The sequence below is a fragment of the Heliomicrobium sulfidophilum genome, assembly GCF_057715735.1.
In genome coordinates this window covers 1,433,233-1,450,685 of record NZ_JBVTZZ010000005.1, presented here as the reverse complement: position 1 = coordinate 1,450,685, position 17,453 = coordinate 1,433,233, and the positions used below count along the sequence as shown (strand labels likewise).

Here is a 17,453-nt window from a genome sequence, read left to right as displayed (position 1 = left end):
CCATGTCAAATCGTCCTCGTCACTCGCCAGGAGCTCTTCGCCCCCCTTATGATGTCGTTCCCTGTCGTGGCGGCGCGCCTCGCCGCAGCAACGCTTCCAACCGGGGCTGCGCTGCGAACCAAAGCGAGTGCTGCTGCCCCAACCTGATTTTGGATCCCGGCGGTCTGGCCGAGCGGGTCACAGCCATGCTTTGCCAGTCTTTCGGTTCCCGCCAGGCGCAGTCGGCCCACGACATCCTGCGCGTGGCCCTGGCCGGCTGCCCCAATAGTTGTTCCCAGCCCCAGATCCGGGACTTCGGCCTCCAGGCCCGATCACCCGTAGCGATTACGGAAAGCCCCTGCCTCTTCTGCGCCGCTTGTGTCGACGCCTGCCCGGAACGGTTTATCCAATTGACCGCCACCGGTCCGCATCTCTCTGCCGACTGCCTGGGCTGCGGCCGCTGTGTCAAGGCCTGCCCCTCCGGTACGCTGCGCTCGGGCACACCCGGCTGGACCCTGCTGGCCGGCGGCAAACTGGGACGCATCCCTCGGTTGGCCGCACCGGTCGGCCACCGGCTGGACGATAACGCTGTTGTAGAACGGATCGGCGCCATCGTCACGGCGTACCTAAGCGGGAAAGAGCAAGGAGAGCGACTTCGGAACTGGCTAGATCGGGCAAAATGGGCACCTGCCCCCCCGGTGGAAACTCCGGCGGCAGTTCTGGCGGCTGCCCCCGTGAAAGAAGGATCGGCAGTTACGACCCATGGGCAACCGGAAGGATAAAAAACAGGCGCGCCCCGTTCCCTATGCACCAAATTTTTCATATATTTCTAGCACCTAGGCAATTCATAGCTTGAAGGGGTGCGGTTTTCGATGACCTATCAGGAACCTTACGGGTACAGGTATCCCTATTCCGGCGGATACGCCTATACTCCGTCGCCCGGCTGTATGCCGGGGCACGGGACCGGCTGCGCGATGCCCGGCTACCCTGCCCCCGGACCGGGCTACACAGGCGCTCAGTTGCGGGACCAAACGCTGGCTGCCATTGAACCGGTCGTCCAGTATGGCTTGCGGGAGGCCCGGTATACATCGGTCCCTCACGCCATGCGGGAAGTGGCCGCCATCACCCATCTGATGGGCCGGGGCTATGATGCCCGAACCGCCCGCCAGATCGTGGAGTCCTGGGAGGTCGACGAGCGGTTTCCCCGGTGAGAAGCGAGGGGTAGCCATAAAAAAGAGAATGAAAACAAAAAACCCGCTGGATCGCATTGGCGACAGCGGGTTTTCTGTTTCACTTATTGATTACACTTTTGTATCGATGAGCGATCCCACGTAATCTCGTATCTTAGCCAGCGTATCCAAGAACTCTTTGGGCGGAAATGTTTTCAGCACCTTTTCGTTCCGGTCCTCCACCATCAACTGCTCGGCCTTTTCATGCCAGCGGAACCGGATATCTGTGTTGATCGACTGTAAAAAGGCATTCGTCTCTTCCATCTTCTCCGTCAAAGCATCCTTTGACATCGGGGCTGCTTGGGCCTGAGTGATGAGACCTGCTTTTTCGGCGTCGTCCTCCATAACCGGCGTCGTTGGGGACTCCGCACCGTTTTGAACAACAGGGGCCGCATATGGTGTTGTGGACGAAAAAGGCGCAGGCGCATTCGAGGTATGGATATTCATATCTCGACCCCCATCAGCAGAAAAATGGTCCCCACTACTATTTGGGGGTTTTATTCTACGTGTCCCTAAGAAATCCTGCACTAACAAAGAGCCATCCTTTTCGACCGATGACAAATGGCCGAATCGCATTCTCGGCTCGGTTATTTGAGCGCGTTGACGCTTTCCAGCCATGACCAGTAGGCCTCAAGTACGGGTTTGGACCGTTCCTGACGCTGAATCTTCCGTTCCTCCGGAGAGAGCGATTCCAACTCTCTCAAGGGAAAAGATCTGTTTGCAGTATTCAAATCCCACTGCGGCGGTGGAGCCTTCCAGGGACTCGTTCCGCGTCTTGATCCTGCCGCTCCCTTCAGGCCCGCTGATGGTGTGGTCGAGACATCCTGGTTTTTCACATACTCATGGACCGGCATATAGGCCGGCTTTTCGGCGATCAGCACCACAGGCATCTGGTAGGATAGCTTCCGCTACTTCAAAGAATACTCAAGTATTACCACCAATTTGTTCAATTCTACAACTACGGCTCTCCCAACCAATCTCCGTAACTTTTAATAACACCGCTGTATCTTACTGGATAATTTTTTTAAAATGTATCGGTATATATAAGAATACAAAACTAAGAATTAGGCTGACCAGGACATCTAAAACCATGGAAACATTTGTCATTAACCGAAGTATAGAAAACACAATTTCAACCGCACCGTTTAACACAATAGCTGTAAGCCTACTTTTCCGGGTATACCATACTTTTTCGTTGATGATTCCCAAGGAAAAAAAGAAGTTTCGGGATTACAAAAAGAAAATAATTTGACTAATTTAGTTAAAGAATACGTCAAAGATTAACCGGAATAGCCACAAGTGATAGACACAAAAAACCTACTGTTCTGTGGTAGAACTTAAACACTACCATAGGAGGGCCTTCCTTATGGCTAGTACGAAAAGCATCAAACATTTTCGTAACACAAAGACATAGCCCAGCGCCTCAATTCGACGCTTGCTCTTCAAGTGCACCGCCCCCAGCATGACTGGGTTTTTCAAGAAGCGAAACTTCATCTCAATCGTGTTCTGGTGCTTGTATTCCGTCAAGATCTCGGCGGGGCTCATCGGATTGCGGATATCGTAACTCTGGATAAAGGTAGACTCTCGCGGAATGCGGGTATTTATCGCCCTCTGCAACTCAAATGAAAAACCTGCTGTTGGACGGCAGCAGGCATGATACGAATAGATAATATGAACGATTTAATAAATCCGTCTCGCGTTCCCCCAGCGGAAACAGCCCCGCGTCTTGATCCCGCCGATCCCTTCGGGACCGCTGATGGTGTTGGCCAAGACATCCTGGAGTTCCACATACTCATGGACCGGCGTGTAGGCCAGCTTTTCGGCGATCAACACCGGATCGAGGGCATGGATCATGACGCGGTCGGGCGATGAGGCGTAGTTGGCGCCCGCTTTCAGGAGGGCTTCAAAGTTGGACTGGCAACCGCCGGCGAAGATGATCAATTCGTCTGGGTCTTCTACGATCCTGCGCGCCGCCTGGACGGCCTCGACAAAAAAAGGCGAGTTGCGGTACGCTTCCGACTCCCCCGAGTCGCTCGACCCCTTTAGCAGACTGTCGTGACCGGTGATGATCAGGATATCAGGTTTGTATCGCTCCAGGTGACGGACAACGACTTCGGGAAAGTTCCCTTCCGGGTAACAAAAGCCGCGCGCGCGGATGTTCAACTGTTTGTACGTATCCAGGCAGAGTTCCAGGTACTCCTCGTTTCCATCGATGTGCAGCACCGACCCTGGCATCTGATAGGAAAGCTTCCGCTGCTGATCCCGCGCCGGATCATCGTTAAGCGGGAGCGTAGACACCTGTCGCCGGTCCACCAGCCGGGCGACCCGCTTGTAGTTTTGCAGTAGCACCCGCTGTTTGTATCTGAATATCTCCAACAGCGGCGGTGTGTCGAGATCGCTCGCAGGCGCGTCCGCCTCAAGCCGCATATCCAATCCTAGTAACCGGGCCTCCGGCTCCTCCTCCCCCGGCCAGATCTCGGCGATGCGAAAAAAGATGTCGTTCCCATATGAATGACGGGTCACGATGGTCCCGACGCGCAAATCCTCCATTCGCTGCATCTCCCCCATTTGCGAACGCTCATACTCTACGTCAGTAATATGAGTATGAGGGTTATCGGGGAAGGTGCAGAACAATCGAATAGAGGGACTAATTGCTAGGGGCGAAATGTACTTGCCATTCCTGTCCTACTGTGGTTCCACTGATTCCAGTGTGTAACAACACCCTGCCTCCGAACTTACCCCTGGTGACATGATGGCCCCACTCTACTCCCTTGATTAACGATCTGCCGAATTCTCTGTCTAGATGTTTTTCGCCGTCATCTGACCTGTTGTATACGCCTATTCCTTGCAACATAATAAAAAATCCCGAGCCCGAGCCCAGTGACTCTTTTGTCGAATACCGATCGAGCAAGGTCACTTTCGGTATCTCTTCTAAGGGAATTCCACTCCCCTGATCACCGACCCAAAATCGCATCACTCCAGCTTCCTGCACCCATCGCAATGCAAACCGCCCGTGACCGGCATGCTTCACTGCATTCGTAAGGGCCTCCGTGCAACACAAGAGGAACATGTTGACTTTCCTATCCGACCATAGCATGGGCCTCCCTGCAACACCGGCAGAACGGTAGGAATCGGCAATGACGCCAGTCTCATCTTCGGACTCTAACTGGGCAAACATTCCTGCAAAGGTCTCACAGAGTGATCTCTTGATCATTTTCCTGGCATCTCTAACATCGGCAGGATTGCAAACCTCCCCTTCGGCCAACACGTCTCCTTCCGCCTTCAACTGGCATATCTCCGGCTCTTCCAACAACACCAGCCGTCCCTGTGTGGCAGCCAGGATCACGTCGCGATATACCTTCCGCTCATAATCATGACCGAAACGCTCTTTGCGCACCACCTCGGTAATATCCAGCGCCACCACGCCGCCCCGCCGGGGCGACAGCGGCAAAAAGTGCAAGTCATAGTAGCGCTCCTCCTGGGCGAGGAAATCCCGTTTGGCCGTTCCATCGGCAAGGGCCGCTTGCATTCCACATACCAAAAAATCTTGAGGCAGTTGTAACCGCCCTCTCCCTAGCGGCCGGAGTCCGCTCTCACCATAGGCCCAAATCTGACCCACCGACAGTTCGTCGATCAGTTGCAGTTTCTCCAACCGTTCCAGCAAGCGGCCGCGCACGACCCCCTGCACATGTTCCGGCATGTGCTGACAGATCATATCGATGAACTGCTCCGGCGCTCCGACAAGGAGCAGGTATTCTTCGTTCGACAACCGTTGTCCGGCGATGCCGTCTCGCAATACCTCTACGATATCATAACCGTGGACGCCGTCCAGTTCCCGGCCATAAATCCCCCGGACGATCACATCGAGATTGGCCGACAGCCGCACACGGTAACCCTGTTTCCAGGGCGCATCTGTACGGATGCCAAGTCCCGTCGGGCTGATGACGACCACCTCGCCGGTAAAGCGCTGATCGGCCCGGATGTCAATCAGCTCAATCGTCAGCGGCTTTTCCAGCAATCGCCGCAGGTTTCCTCCGTCGATCAAATCGAGCCAGGCATTCATCCTTATCCCTCTTTCCATAGCCCGATAGCCGTCATATCATCCCACTGAGACGCATTTTCCGGAAAGGCCCTGGCTGTTTCGAAAACCCGGTCCAGCAAAAACTTCGCCCGACCCGGGTGGGAGCGGGACAATATCTTCCCTCTCGATACCTGGTCAGGCGCTATCAGGTCGAAGCCGATCTCGCCGCAAACCGCCTCGACCACATGGAGCAACCCATCCTTCCCGAGCCTTCGTCCTTCTGCCATTCTTGTATCCACGAGACCGTCTGTAAACAACAACAGCCCCTCGCCAGGCAGAAGCGACTCCATCCACACGGGATAGCGAGGATGCTCATGAAGCCCCAGGGCAGGTCCTTTCCCGGATAAAAACTCCCCTTTGCCGCCGCGGAGCCGCAATGGCGGGTGGTGACCTGCATTCACATAGGTAAAGCGCCCGCTGGCCACATCGAGAACCAGGTAAAGGAGGGTCACAAAGGTATTGGTCTGCGCCAAATCCCGGTATAGACCGCGGTGAATCGCCTCTACCGCACCACCGGTATCCTTGTACCTTGCTGTCGCCTGCCGGACCACCTGTCGAACCATCACCATCTGCAAAGCGGCCCGGGCGCCTTTGCCCATCACATCGGCCATGACCAGCACAACCTTGCTATCGCCATGGATGGGAATGATGTCATAGTAATCGCCGCCCAGCGCCCGGGCGGCTACACTCCTTCCGGCGATCTGCCACTTTCCCGGGAGGCTCCAGTCGGCAGGACGCATAAGATGCAACAGATTTGCAGCGAGGCGGTCGTCCTTTTCACGGTTCACTGACTCCTGAGCGGCGACTTCCCGCAGTGAGGCGATGACGCCTTCATAGCCGTGCTCTCCCCGTAAGGGGGCTAATGTCACCTCAACCCAAGTCGTATTGACGGGGAGTTCCTTCAACAGGACCGTCGCGCTTGTCTTGTCGCTATGGCTTTCTACATCAAGCTCAAGCCAGGTGGCGACGGTAACCAGTCTAGATTTCCGGGTATCCCCCTCAAAATAAGCCAAAAAGCGCTCGGCCGCCTCGTTTAGCCAGGGCAAACGGGCGTCAGAAAAAAAGAGGATGATCGGATAGGGATAGCACCGGGACATGGCGTAGACGAGCGAACGCTTTTTCGGATCGTACCGGCGACGAAGAGCCATGACCGTTACTCCTCCACCACCCCGAAAACGCCGATCAGTTCCAGGGCATCCCGTATTTCCAGACTGTATCCCACCAGCCGACATGTTACGCCCTGTTGCCTTGCCAACCGGATCACCTGCATGAGCGCCCCCACACCGGTGGAATCCATAAACTCGACGTGGGTAAGGTCAAAAATAAGATCTTTGAGGCCTTGGTTTTCCAACAGAAACTGCTTATTGTCCCGGACAAAGTCTTCCGCGGATTGCATATCCAGGTCCTCATCAAGCCTGCACGTACCCGTCTCGTCTTGCCGGTAAAACGTCATTTCCATCTGTCGCCACTCTCCCCTTTTCACTCACCCGTTTTAGTTACCCTCTTTCCGGTTCTGAGTCATCAACTCGTTTACTTGCCCTTTTCATTTCCTTTTCCCTTGGCCTTTTCAACCACAACCGCCTCACGTTCGCTGTCTGCCCGGCAAAAGGCTTGCAATTCCACCCGCATGTTTTTCATGCCGTACCGGCCGACCCGCACCGACACATTCGGGTAAAGCACCCTGGCCGCAAGAAAGCCGCTATCCTTGCCATCGCCGTCCCCAACTTCCGCCCGTGTCTCCACATTGCCGGTCGAACCTAATTCTCCGCAAACCACTCTCCGTCCAGCGCTGACAAGACCGCCTCGAAAGGCGCCGTTGACCGTTACGTCCACACCGGCGCGCACCTGCGCATTCACGGCGCCTTGTCCTGTGATCTGCACGCTTCCCGCAGCCGTGATCTGACCGTTCTGTACGTTTGCGACGGTCACGTCTGCTTCCGCCGCAACAGACTTCATAATGTCCGCTTCGACTCGTTCCACTTCGTCGAGAAGAAGCGCCAACTCCTCCACCTTTTCCATCTTCAATGGCCCCAACCCGGTCAAGGCAGCCTTGAGCTTACCGGTAAGTTCCGCCATAGGCTTTATCTCAAAGGCGACCAGGGCTTCCACATACTCCGGGATATCTTTATACCGGTTATCGAGCATCAGCTTGATCAGCGGCCCATCGCCTGACAACCGCAGGTCCTTCAGCGAAAATTTGCTGTTTTGCTTCAACTCTGCAATCGCCTGGACGCATTCTTTCAATCTTCCCGCCAGCGGCGTCAAATGAACTAACAGCGCTCGTAGCGGCCCTTTGTCCTTGCCGGCCACCACCACGCCCCCGATCAGGTTCCCACGGATGATGACATGTCCTCCTGCTTCGATCCGCGCGCTATAGACAAAACCCTCCACAGACACCATGCCTGACGCCTCGACCACAAATCCGTCAAGCACGTCACCGGCAACATGGACATCACCAGGAAAGTGGACGTTCCCGCTCCGGTAATCGACTGTCCCCACATCGCAGAGGGGAAGGATCTCCAATACTTTCGTCACTGGGTCCCAATAGGGACGTCCGGGCGCAGTCGCTACATAGCGCTTCCCCATCTCCTGAATGCCTGGCCCCGAGCGTACCACTAGAGGAACGCCTACCCTCGCCGGGATCTCTTCCCGGCGAACGGTCCATCCCGGTCGCCCTTCTGTCCCCCCCGTCTTTACGGCGATCAAACTGCCCACATCAACGCCGGTTACCGCATTTCGTTCACGGAAATCAACCCGGTCGGTTTCCTTCATCTCTCGCTTCGTCGGCAGCGCCAATAAGCGCAGCATCTCATCTTCCCCGTGCACCGGCGCTTGCCCTCGGGCCACAACGAAGGTCCCATTCCGCTTTTCTTTCAGCGCCAGAGCAACCTCATTTAAATCGAGCGGCACCGTGATTCCAGCTTTTCGGACCTCCTGAACCAGTTTCCACTCCTCCACATCGGGCGGAGGGATGACTTTTTTCACTTCTGCCTTCAGTTCTAACTTTTCCTGGGGCGGCTGATCGACGAGATGGAACAGAAAGCCCGGGGAAAAGTCGAGGGTAACGGAAGCCTCCAACCCATCGTGCGATAGGTGTATCGCCATATCCGCCTTTGGTTGCGTTGAGAACAGTTTGATTCGGATTCGCGATTCCTGAAAGATTACTATTGATTCCTTAATTTCTTGTTCATCCACCCAAACTTGCATATAGTCGCCAGGAACGAGCACGGCGTAATTGCAGGCTCCAACCGGGTTTTGCACATGAACAACACCGTCAGAGACTGACGCCTTTCCATTTATGCAGATATCGTTGACAGAGACCGGTGGATCGCCTGCTAGGGCTTTACTAGCAATACTCATCCGTTCGTCACCACCGAAATACAAATATTACGACAATTATTTCGTGAAAGATGCGACTTTCCCTTTTGTTTTTCGAAAAAACCTATTCTTTCTGAAGCGCAAGAAGAACACAGCCGCTGTTGCCACAGGGCTGTGTTCTTCTTGCGAATATCGAGTTTTTCAACCAACCTTAGTGGCTGTGCACCACACTGGAGCTGGTGCTGCTGGAGTAGCTGACGCTGGAGAGGCCGCCTGCTTGGACTGCGAAGTCGGGGTAGCCTTCTTCGCCGTGTTGGGTGATATCGAGGCCGGTTTCTTCGTCTTCGACAGTGACGCGAGCCTTGAAGATGGCGTTGACGATCATGTAGATGATGAAGGTGCCGATGGCGGCGAAGGCGTAGCTGGCGCCGACGGCGATGAGCTGTTTCACCAGCAGTTCGGAGTTGCCGTAGAGGAGGCCGTCTGCGCCGGCCGAGTTGACGGTGGTGGTGGCGAAGATACCAGTGGCGATAGCGCCGAAGGTGCCGCCGACACCATGGATGCCGAAGGCATCAAGGGCGTCGTCATAGCCGAGACGGGGTTTGAGGATGACGGCAAAGTAGCAGATGACGCCGGACAGGAGACCGATGATGATGGAGGAACCGGCGGTGACGAAACCGGCGGCCGGGGTGATGGCGACCAGGCCGGCGACTGCGCCGGAGGCGGCGCCCAGGACGGTCGGCTTGCCTTGGCGGATCCATTCCGCGAAAATCCAGCTCAGGGCGGCAGCGGCAGCGGCGGTGTTGGTGGTGACGAAGGCGCTGCCAGCGAGACCGTTAGCGCCGAGGGCGCTGCCGGCGTTGAAACCGAACCATCCGAACCAGAGCAGGCCGGCGCCGAGGACGGTCAGGGGCAGTTGGTGGGGAGGCATCGGGGTGGTGCCCAGACCTCGGCGCTTGCCAAGCAGGATAGCCAGAACGAGACCGGAGACGCCAGAACTGATGTGGACAACGGTGCCGCCGGCAAAGTCAAGAGCGCCCAGGTCGCGCAGCCAGCCGCCGAGACCCCAGACCCAGTGGGCCAGCGGGAAGTAGATGACGGAGATCCAGATGGCAGTGAAGAGCAGGAAGGCGGAGAACTTCATCCGTTCGGCGAAGGCGCCGCTGATCAGGGCGGCGGTGATGATGGCGAACATCAGTTGGAACATGGAGAAGATGGAGTGGGGGATGGTGGCCGAGTAATCGGGGTTCGGGTCGGGACCGACGTTGTTGAACATGACGAAGTCGAGAGAACCGATCATGCCGTTGATGTCGGGGCCGAAGGCCAACGAGTAGCCGTAGAGGACCCAGATGACGGAGACGAGGCAGATGATGATGAAGCTGTGCATCATGGTGCTGAGCACGTTCTTCTTGCGGACCATGCCGCCGTAAAAGAGGGCAAGACCGGGGGTCATCAGCATGACCAGGGCGGCGGAGATGATGATAAAGGCGGTGTCGCCGGTGTCAGCAGTCGGGGCTTCTGTGGCAGCCGCAGCATCAGCAGCGGGGGCTTCGGCCGTCGTCGCGGCGGCCTCGGTGGAGGCAGCGGGAGCGGCGGCGGTAGGGGCCTCATCGGCGAAGGCAGGAGCTAGGCCCAGGCAGGTGACCGCAAGCAACATTAAGATGGCAAATAAGGCAATGCGCTTCATGAAAAGTCCTCCTCTTCTATACCACTCGTTTTCTTTTGGCTTGTTATTTTGTCTGGAGAAACACATAGGGCTCCCGAAGGAAGTTTCGCCTCTTCCCTCGGGAGCCCCTATGCTCCCCTAGGCAACCGTTCGGCCCCTCGGGACCGATGTGGGCGTCTCGCCCGGATATCCTTAGAGCGCCACATCTCCCGTTTCACCGGTGCGAATGCGGACGACGTTTTCAATCGGCGATACGAAAATTTTGCCGTCGCCAATCTCTCCGGAGCGGACCGAGTCGGCAATCACTTTGAGGATTTCGTCGACGAGTCCATCGGCGACGACGATTTCAATTTTCACCTTGGGGAGCAGGTCGATGGTGTACTCAGAACCGCGGTAGAAGCCTTTTTTCCCTTTCTGCAGCCCGCAACCGGCTACCTGGGTGACCGTCATGCCGCGCACCCCGATCCGGTTCAGGGCCTCTTTCACTTCATCCAGTTTGGTTGGGCGGATGATCGCTTCGATCTTTTTCATTGAACCTTCACTCTCCTTACTCTCTCTGTTTGTCGGCGCACTTTGGTGGTTTGCCGGAGGCTGCACCTCGGGACCGCTCTGCTGCTTCCGGAACCAGTGGTGCACGGTGAGGGCGGCGAAACCAAGCTTTCCGTAAACACCACTCCTTCCCGCTTAGCGATAACAAAAGGGAGGAAAACAAAAAGACAGAGACCATCCGCAAGGATACGGGACGTCTCTGTCTTGGTTATTATTGTAGCGACTCTGTGCGGAGTTGGCAATCCCCCAAATAAACTTTTTTTGCCTCCTCCGGCGCAACTTCCACATAATTGTCGTTAAAGGAGGAGCCGCCCGCCAGCAAGGTTCCCTTCCCGGCGGTAAGGTGGTTGACGTTCTTGCCGCCAGGCACGCGCGAATGCCAGCGCACCCCTTCGACGACGACGACGCCGGCTGGCACATCGTCGCTGACATCGGCCTCGAAAAAAGCCTCGCCGAGTGCGTTGAAGGCGCGCACCCTCTGGCCGTTGACGATGTTGCGGGCGGTCGCGTCCACAGCAGCAATCCGGATCCGCTGCGGTCCTTCACGGCGCTCCGTCTCGGCCGCACCGCCGAAGGTGCTGTTGAGCAGGTGATGGCCGGGATTGGCGAGCAGGCGCAAGGGATAGGGCTGCTCTGCTGCCTCTTTGACCCGGGGGCGGTATTCGGGGAGGGTCGGATAGCCCTGCGCGGCCAGGGCGGGATTCTCGAATATGAGCCGGCCGGAAGGGGTCTGGAAGCGGCCAAAGCGCAAGGGCGGGTTGTCGCCCACATTGAGCCGGACCGCTCGTCCAGCCGCCAAAGCCGCCCGGTCGATCCCTTCCAGCAGCGGCGTCGGTTGCGCCAGCAGCTCGTCGATCAGGTCGTCGGCCCTCTTTTGAAAATGGGGCTCTGTGAAGCCGAAGGCTTTGGCCAGCAGGGAGAAGACCTCCAGGTTGCTTTTGGCATCGCCGGGCGGTGGAACGACCGGACGAGCGCGCTGGATGTAGAAGTGACCGTAGGAGCGGTAGATATCGGCGTGCTCCGGGGCGGCTGTCGCCGGCAGGACGATGTCGGCGTAGCGGGCCGTGTCGGTGAGCACCTGTTCATGAACGACGGTGAACAGGTCTTCTCGGAGCAACCCACGCAGCACTTTTTCCGATTCGGGAGCCACCGCCGCCGGGTTGGCGTGATAGACATAGAGCGCCCGGATGGGCGGGTCTTGCTGTTCCAGCAGCGCCTGGCCCAGTTCGATCATGTTGATCTCCCGCGCAGGAGAGGGCTGCAAATCCTCTCTCGTGACAAGGCCCGACGGAAGCGCCTGACCGGTGTTGGAGGAGGCGTGGATGCCGCCGCCCTTTTTGGTGAAGGCGCCGACGAGGCCGGGGAGGCAGGCCAGGGTGCGATAGATCATCGCCCCGTCCCGCTGGCGGTTGGGGCCGTTGCCGATGCGGATGAAGGGCGCTTTGGCAGCGCCGTAGGCCCGGGCCAACTCGATAATCATCGAAGCGTCGATGCCAGTCATGGCCTCCACCTGTTCCGGGGCGTACTGGCGGAGCACCTTTTCTTTGAGTGATTCAAAGCCCTCTGTGTGTTCGGCGATGAAAGCGTGGTCAAGGCTGTCTTCTTGGATCAGGACATGCATCATGCCGAGGGCCAGCGCCGTGTCCGTTCCCGGCGGGATGAGGACGACGCGGTCGACGAGGGCGGAGGTGCGATTTTTGTAGCAGTCCACCTGAATCACCTGGGCGCCTTTTTTCCGAGCCTCCTTTAAAAAGGGCAGCAGGTGGATGTGGGTGGAGGCGATGTTCATGCCCCAGATGAGGATCAGGTCGGCGTCGACCATCCCTTCGATGTCGCTGCCCATCGTGTTCCCCAGAGCCATCGTCCAGCCCACATCGGCCGTGGTGGCGCAGATGGTCCGCTTGAGCCGGCTCGCCCCGAGGCGGTGGAAGAAGGCGTGACCGCTGTTGCGTTGGACGAGGCCCATCGTGCCGGCATAGGAGTAAGGCAGGATCGCCTCGGCGCCGCTTTCGTCGATGATGGCCCGGAAGCGGTCCACGATGGTCTCGACGGCCTCCTCCCAGGAGATGGGTTCGAAGGCCGCCGTCCCTTTCGGCCCGATACGGCGCAGCGGCTGGGTCAACCGTTCTGGAGAGTTGAGATGAGCCGGATAGCGGCCCATCTTGCCGCAGAGGAACCCTTGCGTAAAAGGGTGATCCGGGTCGCCCTGACAGGAGACGACCCTGTTCCCTTTGACGCCCAGCAGGAGGCCGCAGGCGTCAGGACAGTCGAGGGGGCAGACAGACGGCAGGACGAGCATAATCGTTACATCCCCTTTGTGTTTCAGCGCGTAGGATCGGTGTTATCGGCGTTTCACTATGGTTTTCTCTATCGGCGTCAATGTTCTCGGCATCCATCTTTTCTGTGGTTTTTCTCCTCGGTCTCTCCCCTGTTCTCATCGGCGCAAATTCAATTATCTTATTTACACCTCGATGGTCCTTCCTCCTGCTTGCGGCTTTATTTCATGGGCATTGCCCATCCTTCTGAAAACAAAAACCGGCGAACGCCTCTCACTGACGTCCTGCCGGTTCCAACGTGCTTCCTTCGTCCTACCCTTCCCTATACAGCACATCTGCCACCTTGGCAAACTCCTCCAGGTTCAAGGTCTCCCCTCTCCGGCCTGGATCAACACCGGCGGCGCTCAGCCTGCGCGCCATCTCTTCCTTATTATAGGCCAGTCCAAGGACGCCGAGAGCGTTTAAAAGGGTCTTGCGCCGTTGGTTGAAAGCGGCCCGGACGACGCGGAAAAAGGCGGCCTCATCGGCGACCGCCACTGGCGGCGAAGTGCGGCGGTCGAGGCGCAGGACAGCGGAACTCACCTTCGGCGGCGGGATGAAGGCGCCCGGCGGAACCTTCGTCACCAGCGTTGGCTGGCAGTGATACTGGATGGCGACAGAGAGGGCGCCATAATCGCTATGACCGGCTGGCGCGAGCATCCGGTCGGCGACCTCTTTCTGCACCATGACCACCAGCCGGGAGACGGCAAAGCGACCTTCGAGGAGGTGCATCAGGATGGGGGTGGTGATGTAATAAGGAAGGTTTGCAACGAGGACAAAGGGTTTGTCCCCTCGCCAAGGTTGGGTGACGGTGTCGTAGTCCACCTTCAAGGCGTCCTGCCAAAGGATGTCCACCTGCGAGTATTCGCAGCATAAATCGTTCAGCAGCGGGCGCAGGCTCTCATCGACTTCCACGGCGACCACCTTGCCGTCGGGGCCGACGGCCTGGGCCAGGTCACGGGTCAATGTGGCAGGACCTGGGCCGATCTCGACGACCACATCGCCGGGGGACAGTGCGGCGGCGTCGATGATGCGCCCCACATAAACGGGGTCGGACAAGAAATTCTGGCCCAGTCTCTTTTTGGCGCGAATGCCGTATCGGCTGAGGTTTTGTCGGAGTTCTCCGCCCATTATATGTCTCCTATCTCTGCGTCGCCTTTTCTGCCTTTGGTCAATTTCTGTGTCTAGTCGCTATTTCTGGTCTTTGGTCACTATTCCTTTAGTCGTCGCTATTTCTGTCTTAGATCGATCCCTGCGAGGGCTCTTTCAATCTCGTTCCGGCTGAGGCCGAAATGGTTGAGGCGCTGCAAAAACTGCTTGGCATTGGTCCGACCGATGCCGAGGCGCTCACCGAGGGCCTCTCTTCTCTGCCCCGCTCCTGGCACGCCATCGACACCCCACAGGCGCAGGTCGTCACGGTTATAGAGTTCCTGCTGTGTCCCTGGCGAGCGCACCTGGCTGAGGGCGTCGCGGATGGCTTGCGGCGAGGCGTGCTCGATACCGACCTTGCCGTCCTTCTTGGCCAGCGCAGCCGGCAAAAAGGCGTGCTTAGCGCCAGGCACAGCCTCGGTCACCCAGCGGCGGATCCGTTCGCCCGGTCCGTCGGGATCGGTGAAGACGATGACGCCGCAGCGCTCCTGGGCCCTACGGATGACCGCCATCGTTTCTGGGCTGATGCCCAGCCCCTGCGTGACGATCACCTGGGCGTCGACGGCCCGCCGCACCGCCAGCAGGTCGTCGCGGCCCTCGACGACGATGACTTCCTGAATCTTCTCCCTGAACAGCGTTTTCACCTCATTGTCGGTTTTCCCCGTTTGCAAACAAACCAAACCCGCCCCGGTTCGGGGCGGGCCAAAAAGACAGACCGTTAGCGCCTCTGGGGGCAGCGATCTCCGAGACTGAGCGGGATGGATAACCGAGCTTATCTTTATTCGAGGACGTAAACCTTTGTCGTCCGTTTCCCCCAGCGCCTCGCCTCTTCTGACGACTCCATGAAGAGGTCGATGCGATCGCCGACGATGGCAGAACCGCGGTCAGCCGCCCGAGCGAAGCCATAGCCCTCCACATAAAGGCGAGAGCCCATCGGAATGACGGTCGTGTCGACGGCCACCATCCCCACTTCGGGATAGGCGCCGGAAGCGGTGTTCCTGCCTGTGTGAGAATAGGCGGTCGCCGTCATGTATTTCGCCTCCCGGATGCGAAAGTTGAGTCCGCCCCGCGAGACATGATCAATGGTGCCCATCGCCACCACCTGGTTGACAGGGGAGCGGACGATCTGCTGGGCGATCAGGTCTTTTTTCACCGGCTGGCCGTCTTCATAGGTGACGAGCATTTTGTTTCGCTCCAGGCCGTTGCGGCCACGGGAGACGATCTTGCGCAACCCCTTTTCCAAGGTGTTGTCCGATTTCTGCTCCGTCCGGTAAGGAACAGACTGCTCCTCAATGACCTCATCCTGAGTGACGCGCACGACACGGACGGTGGAGGGCTTGTCCACCGTTGCGTCAAGGGCCGGCTCGACGCGGTCAAGGGCACCCAGTTGGATGGCCGTCTGCGCCAAAATCTCCCGGACAGAGGCCGGCGGGGTGACGAGTTCCTGATTCTTGCCATCGGCAAAGACGGTTACGGGAAAAGCACGGATGATATGTACGGTCAGATCGTCTTTCAGCAAGGTTGGGGCAGGCGGTTCCACCTTGTCCTTTTCTGCGAGGATTACGCCGGCTTCCGCCAGGGCTTCCCCGACAGTCGTTTTGAAAGTCCCGATGGCTTTTTGTTCACCGTCCACGTCGAGCACGATATCTTTTTGAAGAAAGCTGTAGATACCGAAGAGGATGAGCGCGATGCCGGCGAAGAGGCCCAGCGCTGTTCCCCACCGCCGCCAGTCGCCCGAAGGCGGTGGATCCGATAGCCGTTTGGCCCGCTTGAGCGGACCCGGGTGAAGTCGCTCGGTCAGATCAGTGGTGTCATCCAGCATGACAGATTCCCCTTTCGACCAAGTGCTTACCTGTAGTGTGTTCTCATTTTACTGAACGAAAGAGGGCTTGTCAAAGCCAAGAATGTAGAATTATAGTAACTTACCCATATTTTATTCGACGTTTTTAATCATTTTTTTACTTGCGCTTGTGAACGCACGTTGGTTATTTAAGCCTTGCCGAGGTTACTCAAGTATATGTACGGTAACTTGCCGCCTTCCCCATTGAAAACACTCCTCATTGCTGTCAAAAAAAACATCGATGAGGGAGCCACGGATGGCGCCACCCGTATCTGCCGCCTTGGCCACACCGTATCCTTCTATGTACAGCGTCGTGCCCAGGGGGATCACGCGGGGATCGACGGCGACGATGCCCACACGGGGCCAGATGCCTGTGGCCGTGCGGTTGCCTGTATGGGTATAGGCGGTCGCCACCATGCGCATGGCTCCTCTGATGCTGCCCTCATCGGCGGAAGCGCCCTCGGTCGCAGCTGTCTCCTCTCTAGCATTTCGAGAAATTGACGCGGCGCTGGGCCTGCCACCCCGCGACGCAATCAGCAAGCGGCCCGATGATCCGGCACTCCCCCGGACAACCACCTCGGGACGAGGTCTTGTCGTCACCTGCCGTTCCACTGCTTCGGCAGACACCTCGCGACCATCTTCAAAGGTGACGAGTTCACGGACGACGGCGACCCCGTCGGCGCCAGTCATGGCGACCCGCTCCACCCCCTCCGGGAGGGTGCTGTCATAGATCACCTGCTGGGTAAACGGGACAGGTTCGCTCCGCTCGCGGGTGTTCCGAGTCAAGCGGACGAGGTGCCAGCGGTCAGTTGCATCACCGCCGGCGCCGTTGCTCCGGTCGAGACGGTCTTCTTCTCCCACGGGTATGCCCAGATCGGCGATACGCTCTTTCGATAGATCGCCAATCTGGCGGAAGGTGATGATTCGGTTGTCGACGAGCAGTTCCACCCAGTGGGACTTGCGAAACTGCACCGTCATCCCCCGTTGAAGCGGCGCGTTGACATCGGGATCAACCCAGTCGCCTGGCTCATAGGCGATCCCTACACTTTTCAGCATTTCGCCAACGGTTCGGCTGTAGGCGAGAATGGATCGGGACTCGCCGTCCACTTCCAATGTGACCGGTTTCCCCCGGACGATGTCAAGCAACGAGGTAAAAAAAAGCGCGGCAGCCAGCAAAAGGGAAATCCCTACAGCGATGGCCGGACGCGCAGCGCGGCTTTTCAGCCCTTTTTCTTTTGTCTTCATGCCTCCTATTGACATCTTCCAGCCCCTCCCTCGCCGCGCAGGATTGTCTTTCGGACAAGGCGGCGATGGTCAAGAATATGAA

17 protein-coding genes are annotated in these 17,453 nt (G+C 57.8%); 2 read left to right on the top strand and 15 right to left on the bottom strand.

Annotation, left to right across the window (positions count from 1 at the left end):
- Positions 1–2 precede the first annotated feature (2 nt).
- A complete protein-coding gene (locus tag AC0CW1_RS12585; protein WP_488183379.1) occupies positions 3–761 on the top strand; it encodes a 4Fe-4S dicluster domain-containing protein in 759 nt (252 codons plus the stop codon).
- A gap of 90 nt (positions 762–851) precedes the next feature.
- On the top strand, positions 852–1,190 hold the full coding sequence (locus tag AC0CW1_RS12580) for a hypothetical protein (protein ID WP_488183378.1): 339 nt from the start codon (positions 852–854) through the stop codon (positions 1,188–1,190).
- A 90-nt stretch (positions 1,191–1,280) separates the two neighbouring features.
- Here the strand turns inward: AC0CW1_RS12580 and AC0CW1_RS12575 are convergent, their stop codons facing one another.
- From AC0CW1_RS12575 to AC0CW1_RS12505, 15 genes are all read right to left on the bottom strand, one after another.
- Positions 1,281–1,769, bottom strand: coding sequence for a flagellar protein FlaG (locus AC0CW1_RS12575; protein WP_488183377.1), 489 nt, complete (start codon positions 1,767–1,769; stop codon positions 1,281–1,283).
- Entirely contained in the window at positions 1,711–1,842 is a 132-nt protein-coding gene (locus tag AC0CW1_RS12570; protein ID WP_488183376.1) for an IS66 family transposase, read from the bottom strand. The genes AC0CW1_RS12575 and AC0CW1_RS12570 overlap by 59 nt, the downstream gene beginning before the upstream one ends.
- Positions 1,796–2,098: a hypothetical protein gene (locus AC0CW1_RS12565; RefSeq protein ID WP_488184187.1), complete on the bottom strand. Its 303-nt coding sequence runs from the start codon at positions 2,096–2,098 to the stop codon at positions 1,796–1,798. Before AC0CW1_RS12565 ends, AC0CW1_RS12570 begins: the two co-directional genes overlap by 47 nt.
- A 790-nt stretch (positions 2,099–2,888) precedes the next feature.
- A complete protein-coding gene (gene yabG / locus AC0CW1_RS12560) occupies positions 2,889–3,758 on the bottom strand; it encodes a sporulation peptidase YabG (RefSeq protein WP_488183375.1) in 870 nt (289 codons plus the stop codon).
- A gap of 97 nt (positions 3,759–3,855) precedes the next feature.
- Complete coding sequence (locus AC0CW1_RS12555) at positions 3,856–5,271, bottom strand: ATP-binding protein (protein WP_488183374.1); 1,416 nt, start codon at positions 5,269–5,271, stop codon at positions 3,856–3,858.
- A 2-nt stretch (positions 5,272–5,273) separates the two neighbouring features.
- Positions 5,274–6,437: a PP2C family protein-serine/threonine phosphatase gene (locus tag AC0CW1_RS12550; protein WP_488183373.1), complete on the bottom strand. Its 1,164-nt coding sequence runs from the start codon at positions 6,435–6,437 to the stop codon at positions 5,274–5,276.
- 5 nt (positions 6,438–6,442) lie between these two features.
- A complete protein-coding gene (locus tag AC0CW1_RS12545; protein ID WP_488183372.1) occupies positions 6,443–6,748 on the bottom strand; it encodes an STAS domain-containing protein in 306 nt (101 codons plus the stop codon).
- Positions 6,749–6,819: 71 nt separating this feature from the next.
- Positions 6,820–8,394, bottom strand: coding sequence for a flagellar assembly protein A (locus AC0CW1_RS12540; RefSeq protein ID WP_488183371.1), 1,575 nt, complete (start codon positions 8,392–8,394; stop codon positions 6,820–6,822).
- A gap of 424 nt (positions 8,395–8,818) precedes the next feature.
- Positions 8,819–10,294, bottom strand: a complete 1,476-nt coding sequence (locus tag AC0CW1_RS12535) for an ammonium transporter (RefSeq protein WP_488183370.1) — start codon at positions 10,292–10,294, stop codon at positions 8,819–8,821.
- Between the two features lie 171 nt (positions 10,295–10,465).
- The gene (locus AC0CW1_RS12530) at positions 10,466–10,804 is read right to left on the bottom strand and encodes a P-II family nitrogen regulator (RefSeq protein ID WP_488183369.1); all 339 of its coding nucleotides are present in this window, start codon (positions 10,802–10,804) and stop codon (positions 10,466–10,468) included.
- Positions 10,805–11,033: 229 nt separating this feature from the next.
- Positions 11,034–13,121, bottom strand: a complete 2,088-nt coding sequence (locus AC0CW1_RS12525) for a molybdopterin-dependent oxidoreductase (protein ID WP_488183368.1) — start codon at positions 13,119–13,121, stop codon at positions 11,034–11,036.
- A gap of 289 nt (positions 13,122–13,410) precedes the next feature.
- Complete coding sequence (gene rsmA / locus AC0CW1_RS12520) at positions 13,411–14,268, bottom strand: 16S rRNA (adenine(1518)-N(6)/adenine(1519)-N(6))-dimethyltransferase RsmA (protein WP_488183367.1); 858 nt, start codon at positions 14,266–14,268, stop codon at positions 13,411–13,413.
- Between the two features lie 98 nt (positions 14,269–14,366).
- Positions 14,367–14,957 (bottom strand): ribonuclease M5, encoded by a 591-nt coding sequence (gene rnmV / locus AC0CW1_RS12515; RefSeq protein WP_488183366.1) that lies wholly within the window; start codon positions 14,955–14,957, stop codon positions 14,367–14,369.
- A 107-nt stretch (positions 14,958–15,064) separates the two neighbouring features.
- Complete coding sequence (locus AC0CW1_RS12510; protein WP_488183365.1) at positions 15,065–16,108, bottom strand: resuscitation-promoting factor; 1,044 nt, start codon at positions 16,106–16,108, stop codon at positions 15,065–15,067.
- 183 nt (positions 16,109–16,291) lie between these two features.
- Positions 16,292–17,371 carry a resuscitation-promoting factor gene (locus AC0CW1_RS12505; RefSeq protein ID WP_488183364.1) on the bottom strand — a complete coding sequence of 360 codons (1,080 nt, stop codon included), beginning with the start codon at positions 17,369–17,371 and terminating at the stop codon, positions 16,292–16,294.
- Between the last annotated feature and the right edge of the window lie 82 nt (positions 17,372–17,453).